We start from the raw sequence: 7,285 nt of genomic DNA on the forward strand, positions 1-7,285 counted from the left end.
GTAGTTAGCTTAACTAATGAGCCTGGCTAACGACACGCGTTATGACCAGGCTCACCAGCGTCAGAGCAACACGGACTCGACCGGCCCGCGCAGGAAGTACACGATGAACAGCGCGGCGACCCCGTACAGGAGCGGGTGGACCTCCCGGGCCTTGCCCTTCGCCACCTTCAGCAGCACGAAGCTGATCACGCCGGCCCCGATGCCGTTGGAGATCGAATAGGTGAACGGCATCAGCGCGATGGTGAGGAACGCCGGGATGGCGATCTCGTAGTCGGTCCAGTCGATCGTGCGGACCGCCGTCATCATCAGGAAGCCGACCACCACCAGGGCCGTCGACGCGGCCTCGAACGGCACGATCAACGACAGCGGCGCGAGGAACATGGCCAGCAGGAACAGGCTGCCGGTGACCAGGTTGGCCACGCCGGTCCGGGCGCCCTCCGCGACACCTGCGGCGCTCTCGATGTACGACGTGTTGCTGGACACCGAGGCGGCGCCACCGGCCGCGGCGGCGATCGAGTCGACGAGCAGGATCTCCTTGGCCTTCGGCGGGGTGCCCGTCTCGTCGAGCATGTCCCCTTCCTGGCCGATCGCGACCATCGTGCCCATGGTGTCGAAGAAGTCCGTGATCAGCAGCGTGAAGATGAACATCAGCGGCACCAGCCAGCCGACCCGGCTCCACGAGTTCAGCACGTTGAACTGGCCCAGCAGCGACAGGTCGGGCACGTCCACGATCTGCTTCGGCAGCTCGGGCACGTTCAGCGCCCAGCCCTTCGGGTTCGGCTTGCCGTCGACGAAGGACGGGCCGACGTTGGCGATCGCCTCGACCACGATGGCCAGCACGGTGGAGGCGAGGATGCCGATCAGGATCGCGCCCCGGACCCGGCGTACCACCAGGACCAGCGTGATCAGCAGGCCGACCACGAAGACCAGCATCGGCCAGCTGACGATCTTGCCGTTGATACCCAGCCCGACCGGCACGGTGGAGTTCGCGGCGTCCGGCACGCGCCGGACGAACCCGGCGTCGACCAGGCCGATGATGGTCAGGAACAGACCGATGCCGACGCCGATCGCGGTCTTGAGCTGCGTCGGCACCGACCGGAACACCGCGGTACGCAGTCCGGTGAGCACCAGGATGCCGATCAGCACACCCTCGATGACCACCAGGCCCATCGCGTCCGCCCAGGTCATCTGGGGCGCGATCTCGTACGCGACGAGCGCGTTCACACCCAGGCCGGCCGCGAGCGCGATCGGGAACCGGGCCACCACGCCCATCAGGATGGTCATCAGGCCGGCGACCAGCGCGGTCGCCGCGGCGAGCGCCGGAATCGCCAGCGAACGGCCGTCGCCGTCCTTCCCGCTGCCCAGGATCAGCGGGTTCAACACCACGATGTACGCCATCGTGAAGAACGTGGCGAAACCGCCCCGAAGCTCCCGGCTCAGCGTGGACCCGCGTGCCGAGATCAGGAAGAAGCGGTCGAAGCCGTTACGTGGATGCGCGGGATCGGGCGGAGTGCCGTGATCCGGCGGTGGAGCAATGGACATGGTTCCTCATCTGGTCATCGGCCGGGTTTTGTCGCGCGCATCGTCCCAGATCACCTGGCGGGCAGGGAAGAACGATCACGTAGGCTGGGCCGGTGTCACAGGAGCAACAGCCGCGGCCGGAGCCGCTCGACCCGCCGATGGTGCCGTTCGCCGTCGCCGGGCTGATCGCCTGGGCGGTGGCCGGTCTGGTGCTACTGATCTTCTTCCGGGACTGGCTCACCGAGTCCGGGCGTCAGAACTGGCTCTGGACCTGCCTGGCCGGTTTTCTGTGGGGCTTTCCCGGCCTGGCGGTGATGATGCGGCACGACGCCAACCGGCGTCGCCGACGCGCGGCCGCCGCGCAGCGGCCGCGCTGACCGGTCAGGGGTGGCCGTACGGCTCCGCCGGCTCGGACGCCTCGACCGACCCGGGGGCCCGGCTGACCGTCATGGCCTCGACCGCGCTGTCGTCGTAGACGGTGGGCAGCTCCTCGACCGGCGTCTCGGGCGTCTCCACAAGCGTCTCCGAGTGCGCGCCGCACCCGTGGTCGGCGCTGACCACCCGGCCGTCGTCGGGCGCGTAGAAGTTGCCGCACGCGCCGAAGGCCAGTCGCAGCGCCCCGGCCAGCGGCAGGTAGAAACCGCAGGTGCCGCAGCGGGCGGCGGCCGGCGCGGCCGTCGAGATCGCGGCGTCCGGGCCGTGGTCACCGTCGTACCAGCGCTGGGCGGTCTCGGCGCGCCCCTCCCGGGACAGCACCCGGGCCCGGCCCAGCCCCAGCTCCCAGGCGGTCTCCTCGACCGCCGGGTCGTCGGAGAGCAGGTAGCCGGGCGCGAGCCGCTCGTCGTCGGCCGGGGTGGGCAGCAGGTCGCCCGGGCCCAGGTCGCCCGGCTTGAGCCGCTCCTGCCAGGGCAACCAGCCCGGGGCGAGCAGCGCGTCCGGGCCGGGCAGCAGCACCGTCTCGCAGATGGTGACGTGCCGGCTGCGCGGCACCCGGGTCACCGTGACGGCCCAGCGCCAGCCGCGGTAACCGGCCATCCGGCATTCGAAGTAGTGGGTGACGACCCGGTCGCCCTCGGCGACGGCCTGGAGATGGTCGCCGATGTCTGTCGGCTCCACCTCGGTGATGGCGTCGCGGGCCACCTCGACGGCGGCGGCGCAGACCTGGTCGAGCCGGGGAGCGCGGGCGGAGGCGGGCCTGGTCACCGGACCATTGTTCCCCATGCCGGTCCACGGGTGACAGGCACTCCCCGGAGTCGTTCTCCGCGGGTGATGCGGCGCGCGTGGATCGAATGGGCGAGGATGGGACGCATGGCGCTGTCCTCCCGCTCCGGCCGCTCCTTTCTGGGGCGGACCGTCGGCACCGGCATCCGCGCCACCCGGCTGCTGTTGCGCGGGTCTCTGCACGGCGGGCGCTGGATGACCCGCCGCGCCGGCACCGCCCGGGCCCGCAGCGCCGGCAACGAGGTGGGCATGGTCCGGCTGTTCGACCTGCACGCCCTCTCCTGCGCCGGCGACACGCTCATCGCCATCGGCCTGGCCGGGACGATCTTCTTCGACGTGCCGCTGGGCGAGGCACGCAACAAGGTCGCCCTCTACCTGCTGGTGACCATGGTCCCGTTCGCCATGCTCGCCCCGGTGGTCGGCCCGCTGCTCGACCACTTCCGCCACGGCCGGCGGTACGCGCTGGCCACCACCATGCTCGGCCGCGCGTTCCTGGCCTGGCTGATCTCCGACTACATCGGCGGCTTCGGGCTCTACCCGGCGGCGTTCGGCGTGCTCGCGCTCTCCCGGGCGTACGGCGTGGCCCGCTCGGCAGCGGTCCCCCGGCTGCTGCCCGAGGGCCTGGGACTGTCCCAGGTCGGGGCGCGGGCGAGCGTCTACGGCACGGTGGCGGGCGCGCTCGTCGCGCCGATCGGGCTGGCCGCGTTCTGGTTCGGGCCGCAGTGGCCGCTGCGGGTCGCGTCGGTGATCTTCCTGGTCGGCATGGTGATCTCCCTGCGGCTGCCGCCGAAGGCCGACTCCGAGCCGCCGGAGCGGATGCCGCACCCGCTGCGCGCGATGCGCCGCCGTGATGGCGAGCGCCCGCTGGGCCGGGGCCGCCCGGCCGGCCGCCTGGTGATCGCCACGCTGATCGGCGCGGCGGCGCTGCGCGGGCTCTACGGCTTCCTGCTGCTCTTCCTGGCCTTCGCCATCAAGGCCGGCGACCTGACCACCGATTTCTTCGGCCGTGACCTCGGCGCCCAGGGCGCGCTGGGCCTGGTCGGCGGCGCGCTGGCCGTCGGCACGTTCCTGGCCACCGCGATCGGCACCCGGCTGCGCATCCACCGGCCGACCGCGCTCCAGTCCAGCGGCACGATAGTGGTGGCCGGCGTGGCGGTGCTCGCCGCGCTGAAGTTCTCCCTGCCCATGGTGGCGCTGCTCTGCCTGGTGGCGGCGATGATGAGCGGGATCGCCAAGCTGACGGTGGACGCCTCGATCCAGGAACGCATCCCGGAGCGGCTGCGGGCCAGTTCGTTCGCGCACTCGGAGACCGCGCTGATGCTCGCGTTCGTAGCCGGGGGCGGGCTCGGGCTGGTGCCGTTCACCGGGCTGATCGGGGTGACCGTCGCCGCCGTGGTGGCCGCGCTGGTGGCCGTACGCGGCGTGCTGGTCGCCGGCAAGCTGCGGGGTGAGCACCTGGTCGGCCGGCCGCTCGGCGACGAGGAACTGGCGGCGGAGCAGGCCACCCGAGCCGCGGAACCGGCCACCACCTCGTTCGACGACCCGGCGCCCACGTCACCGGCGCCTCAGCGTGCCGGCCCGCCGGAGGACGACGGGCTCGCGCCGCCCGGCTTCCACATCTACCGGCCCTCCTCATCGGTGGGCGGTTCCGGCGGCGTCGAGGACACCGAGCGGCGCGACCCCCGGGGGCCGGTGGCGTGACCGGGCTGCTCGTGGTCACGGCGGTACCCGCCGAGGCCGAGGCGATCCGCGCCGGCCTGACCGCATCCGCCGCGCCGGACGGGACGGCACCGCCGGACGTGACGGTGCTGCCGGTCGGTGTCGGCCCGGCTGTCGCCGCTGCCGCCACGGCACGGCTGCTGGCGCTGGCCGAGGCGGCCGGGCGGCCGTACCGGGCGGTGGTCAGCGCCGGCATCGCCGGTGGCTTCGTCGGCCGGGTCGCGGTGGGCGGCACGGTGCTCGCCGACCGCAGTGTCGCCGCCGACCTGGGCGCCGAGTCGCCCGGCGGGTTCATCCCGGTCGAGGACCTGGGGATGCCCCCCGAGCTGCTGGGCGGCGGCCGGATCGTGCCCGCCGATCCGGGCCTGCTGGCCGGGCTGCGGGCCGCCCTGCCGGGGGCGGCTGGTCGGCACCACCCCAGGTGTACGGCGTACACCTCGATGGGACCAGGCTAGGTGTACGCCGTACACCCGTCAAGGCGGATACTGTGACAACCGCCCCCGGGAAGGCGAGGAACCACATGCCGAAGCAGGCGGAGAAGGTGCGCCGGGCACCGCTGAGCAGGGACCGGATCCTGCGTGCCGCCGTCGCGCTCGCCGACGGGACCGGCATCGAGTCGCTCAGCATGCGCAACCTCGCCCAAGACCTGGGCGTCGTGCCGATGGCGCTCTACAAGCACGTGGCGAACAAGGACGAACTGGTCGACGGCATGATCGACGTCGTGGTCGCGGAGATCGATCCGCCGGAGGCCGGTGACTGGAAGCAGGCGATCCGGCGGCGCATCCTCTCGGCGCGACAGGTGCTGCTGCGCCACCCCTGGGCGCCGCTGGCGATCGAGTCCCGCAGCACGGCGACGCCGGCCGTGCTGGCGTACCTCGACTCCACCGTCGGGGCGCTGCGCGCCGGAGGGTTCTCCACCGACCTCGCCCACCACGTAATGCACGCGATGGGCAGCCGGGTGCTGGGCTTCAGCCAGGAACTGTTCGACGCCACCCGGCAGGCCGGCCGGTCCGGCGCGACAGTGCCCGAGCCACCGGCCGACCTGCCGCCGGAGATGGCCGCCCGATTCCCCAACCTCGCGGCGATCGCCACCGCGGCGTCGCACGACGGCGACTCGGTCGTCGGGCCGGGCTGCGACGACCAGTTCGAATTCGAGTTCGCGCTGGACCTGCTGCTCGACGGCATCGAACGGCTGCACCGGGGCGGCTGGACGTCACACCGGACGCTGTGAAGGGCGGCCCGGCCCCCGGGGTTACGGTGGGGACGTGGCGCTCTCCCTGGCGATCTCCCCCTGCCCCAACGACACGTTCGTCTTCGACGCCCTGGTGCACGGCCGGGTGCCCGGCGCGCCGCCGGTCGAGGTGACCTACGCGGACGTCGACGTGACCAACACGGCCGCCGAGCGGGGCGCGTTCGACCTGGTGAAGGTCAGCTACGCGGCGCTGCCCTGGCTGCTGGACGACTACCACCTGCTGCCCTGCGGCGGCGCGCTCGGCCGGGGCTGCGGCCCGCTGGTGCTGACCCGCGGCGACCGGACCGACCTGTCCGGCGCGACGGTGGCGGTGCCCGGCGAGCGGACCACCGCGTACCTGCTGTTCCGGCTCTGGGCGGCCGACCAGGCGCCGGCGCGCATCGAGGTGGTGCCGTTCCACGAGATCATGCCGGGCGTGGCCGCCGGCCGGTACGACGCCGGCCTGGTGATCCACGAGGCGCGCTTCACCTACCCGCGGCACGGGCTGACCGCGCTCGTCGACCTGGGCGAGTGGTGGGAGGGCGACACCGGGCTGCCGATCCCGCTGGGCGCGATCCTGGCCCGCCGAGGCGCTGTCGACCCGGCCGAGGCCGCCGCCTGGATCCGCGAGTCGGTACGCCAGGCGTGGGCCGACCCGGCTGCGAGCCGCGAGTACGTCCTCACGCACGCGCAGGAGATGGAGCCCGACGTGGTGGACCGGCACATCGGCCTCTACGTCAACGAATTCACCGCCGACCTGGGTGAGGCCGGCTTCGCCGCCGTGGAGGCGCTGCTGGGCCGGGCCGCCGACGCCGGGCTCGTCCCTCAGACCTCCAGCTCGCGCGCCACCGCGTGGACCAGCTGAGCGATCTTCTGGGAGGTCTTCCGATCCGGGAAGCGACCCCGGCGCAGGTCCGGCTGGACCTTCGCCTCCAGCACCTTGATCATGTCTTCGACCAGGCCGTGCAACTCCTCGGCCGGCCGGCGGCGCAGCTCCGCCACCGAAGGCGGCGCCTCCAGCAGCTTGACCCCCATCGCCTGGGCGCCCCGCCGGCTGTCCACGACGCTGAAATCGACCCGCTGGCCACCCTTCAGGTCGGCGACACCCGCCGGGTAGCGCGCCCTTCGACAGGAACACGTCGCCACCCTCGTCACTGGTGACGAACCCGTACCCCTTGGCGGCGTCGTACCACTTCACTCGACCCGTCGGCACCTGTTGAACCCCGCTCCACTCGAACCGTCTACCCCTCCAAGGCTAGCCCGATGATCCGGTCCAGCGCCCTCGGGAATTCGACGAGATCATCAAGCACCAGGTACGCCCCGGCCTCGGTCAGTTCGTCGACCGAGCAGGGACCGGTCGCCACTGCCACGCCTGGGATTCCCGCAGCTCGCGCGGCGGCCATGTCGGCCACGTGGTCACCCACGTAGAGCGTCGCGCCGTGCTCGCGCAACGCGACCGCCTTCTGCTCGGCGAACACGTCCCCGGCCAGCTCGTCCACCGGTAGCCCGAGGTGGTCCAGGTGCAGCTTCGCCAGCCGGCCGATCTTCGCGGTCACCACCATCGTCCGGCCGCCGCGCGCCTGCACCGCGCGC

Annotated in this window: 8 protein-coding genes and 1 pseudogene; 5 read left to right on the forward strand and 4 right to left on the reverse strand. The window is 72.6% G+C overall.

Annotated elements, in window-relative coordinates; genetic code table 11:
* Positions 1-60: 60 nt before the first annotated feature.
* On the reverse strand, positions 61-1,542 hold the full coding sequence (locus tag MCBG_RS17660) for an NCS2 family permease (protein WP_043327162.1): 1,482 nt from the start codon (positions 1,540-1,542) through the stop codon (positions 61-63).
* A 92-nt stretch (positions 1,543-1,634) separates the two neighbouring features.
* Here MCBG_RS17660 and MCBG_RS17665 point away from each other — a divergent pair, with 92 nt between their 5' ends.
* Positions 1,635-1,898: a DUF2530 domain-containing protein gene (locus MCBG_RS17665; protein WP_030503567.1), complete on the forward strand. Its 264-nt coding sequence runs from the start codon at positions 1,635-1,637 to the stop codon at positions 1,896-1,898.
* A gap of 4 nt (positions 1,899-1,902) precedes the next feature.
* Here MCBG_RS17665 and MCBG_RS17670 read toward each other — a convergent pair whose 3' ends face one another.
* On the reverse strand, positions 1,903-2,742 hold the full coding sequence (locus MCBG_RS17670) for a DUF3027 domain-containing protein (protein WP_043327164.1): 840 nt from the start codon (positions 2,740-2,742) through the stop codon (positions 1,903-1,905).
* Positions 2,743-2,829: 87 nt separating this feature from the next.
* Between MCBG_RS17670 and MCBG_RS17675 the strand changes: the two genes are divergently transcribed.
* The 4 genes from MCBG_RS17675 (at position 2,830) to MCBG_RS17690 (ending at position 6,557) form a co-directional block, all read left to right on the forward strand.
* Positions 2,830-4,443: an MFS transporter gene (locus tag MCBG_RS17675; RefSeq protein ID WP_043327166.1), complete on the forward strand. Its 1,614-nt coding sequence runs from the start codon at positions 2,830-2,832 to the stop codon at positions 4,441-4,443.
* Entirely contained in the window at positions 4,440-4,916 is a 477-nt protein-coding gene (locus tag MCBG_RS17680; protein WP_369799313.1) for a phosphorylase family protein, read from the forward strand. The genes MCBG_RS17675 and MCBG_RS17680 overlap by 4 nt, the downstream gene beginning before the upstream one ends.
* A 65-nt stretch (positions 4,917-4,981) precedes the next feature.
* Positions 4,982-5,692: a TetR/AcrR family transcriptional regulator gene (locus tag MCBG_RS17685; protein ID WP_043327168.1), complete on the forward strand. Its 711-nt coding sequence runs from the start codon at positions 4,982-4,984 to the stop codon at positions 5,690-5,692.
* A gap of 34 nt (positions 5,693-5,726) precedes the next feature.
* Complete coding sequence (locus tag MCBG_RS17690) at positions 5,727-6,557, forward strand: 1,4-dihydroxy-6-naphthoate synthase (protein WP_043327170.1); 831 nt, start codon at positions 5,727-5,729, stop codon at positions 6,555-6,557.
* Here MCBG_RS17690 and MCBG_RS17695 read toward each other — a convergent pair.
* Positions 6,518-6,905: pseudogene (locus MCBG_RS17695) on the reverse strand (cold-shock protein). The gene MCBG_RS17690 and the pseudogene MCBG_RS17695 sit on opposite strands and share 40 nt — an antisense overlap.
* 28 nt (positions 6,906-6,933) lie before the next feature.
* Positions 6,934-7,285, reverse strand: a 352-nt coding sequence (locus MCBG_RS34205; RefSeq protein WP_043327172.1) for an HAD family hydrolase, incomplete at its 5' end; no start/stop codon positions are given.

Source organism: Micromonospora sp. M42, assembly GCF_000568915.1.
Classification (GTDB): domain Bacteria; phylum Actinomycetota; class Actinomycetes; order Mycobacteriales; family Micromonosporaceae; genus Micromonospora; species Micromonospora chalcea.

Excerpts from the sequence above, each read along its gene's own strand:
- MCBG_RS17675 (WP_043327166.1), top strand. The coding sequence starts at position 2,830 with ATGGCGCTGTCCTCCCGCTCCGGCCGCTCCTTTCTGGGGCGGACCGTC.
- MCBG_RS17660 (WP_043327162.1), bottom strand. The coding sequence starts at position 1,542 with ATGTCCATTGCTCCACCGCCGGATCACGGCACTCCGCCCGATCCCGCG.
- MCBG_RS17670 (WP_043327164.1), bottom strand. The coding sequence starts at position 2,742 with ATGGGGAACAATGGTCCGGTGACCAGGCCCGCCTCCGCCCGCGCTCCC.
- MCBG_RS17685 (WP_043327168.1), top strand. The coding sequence starts at position 4,982 with ATGCCGAAGCAGGCGGAGAAGGTGCGCCGGGCACCGCTGAGCAGGGAC.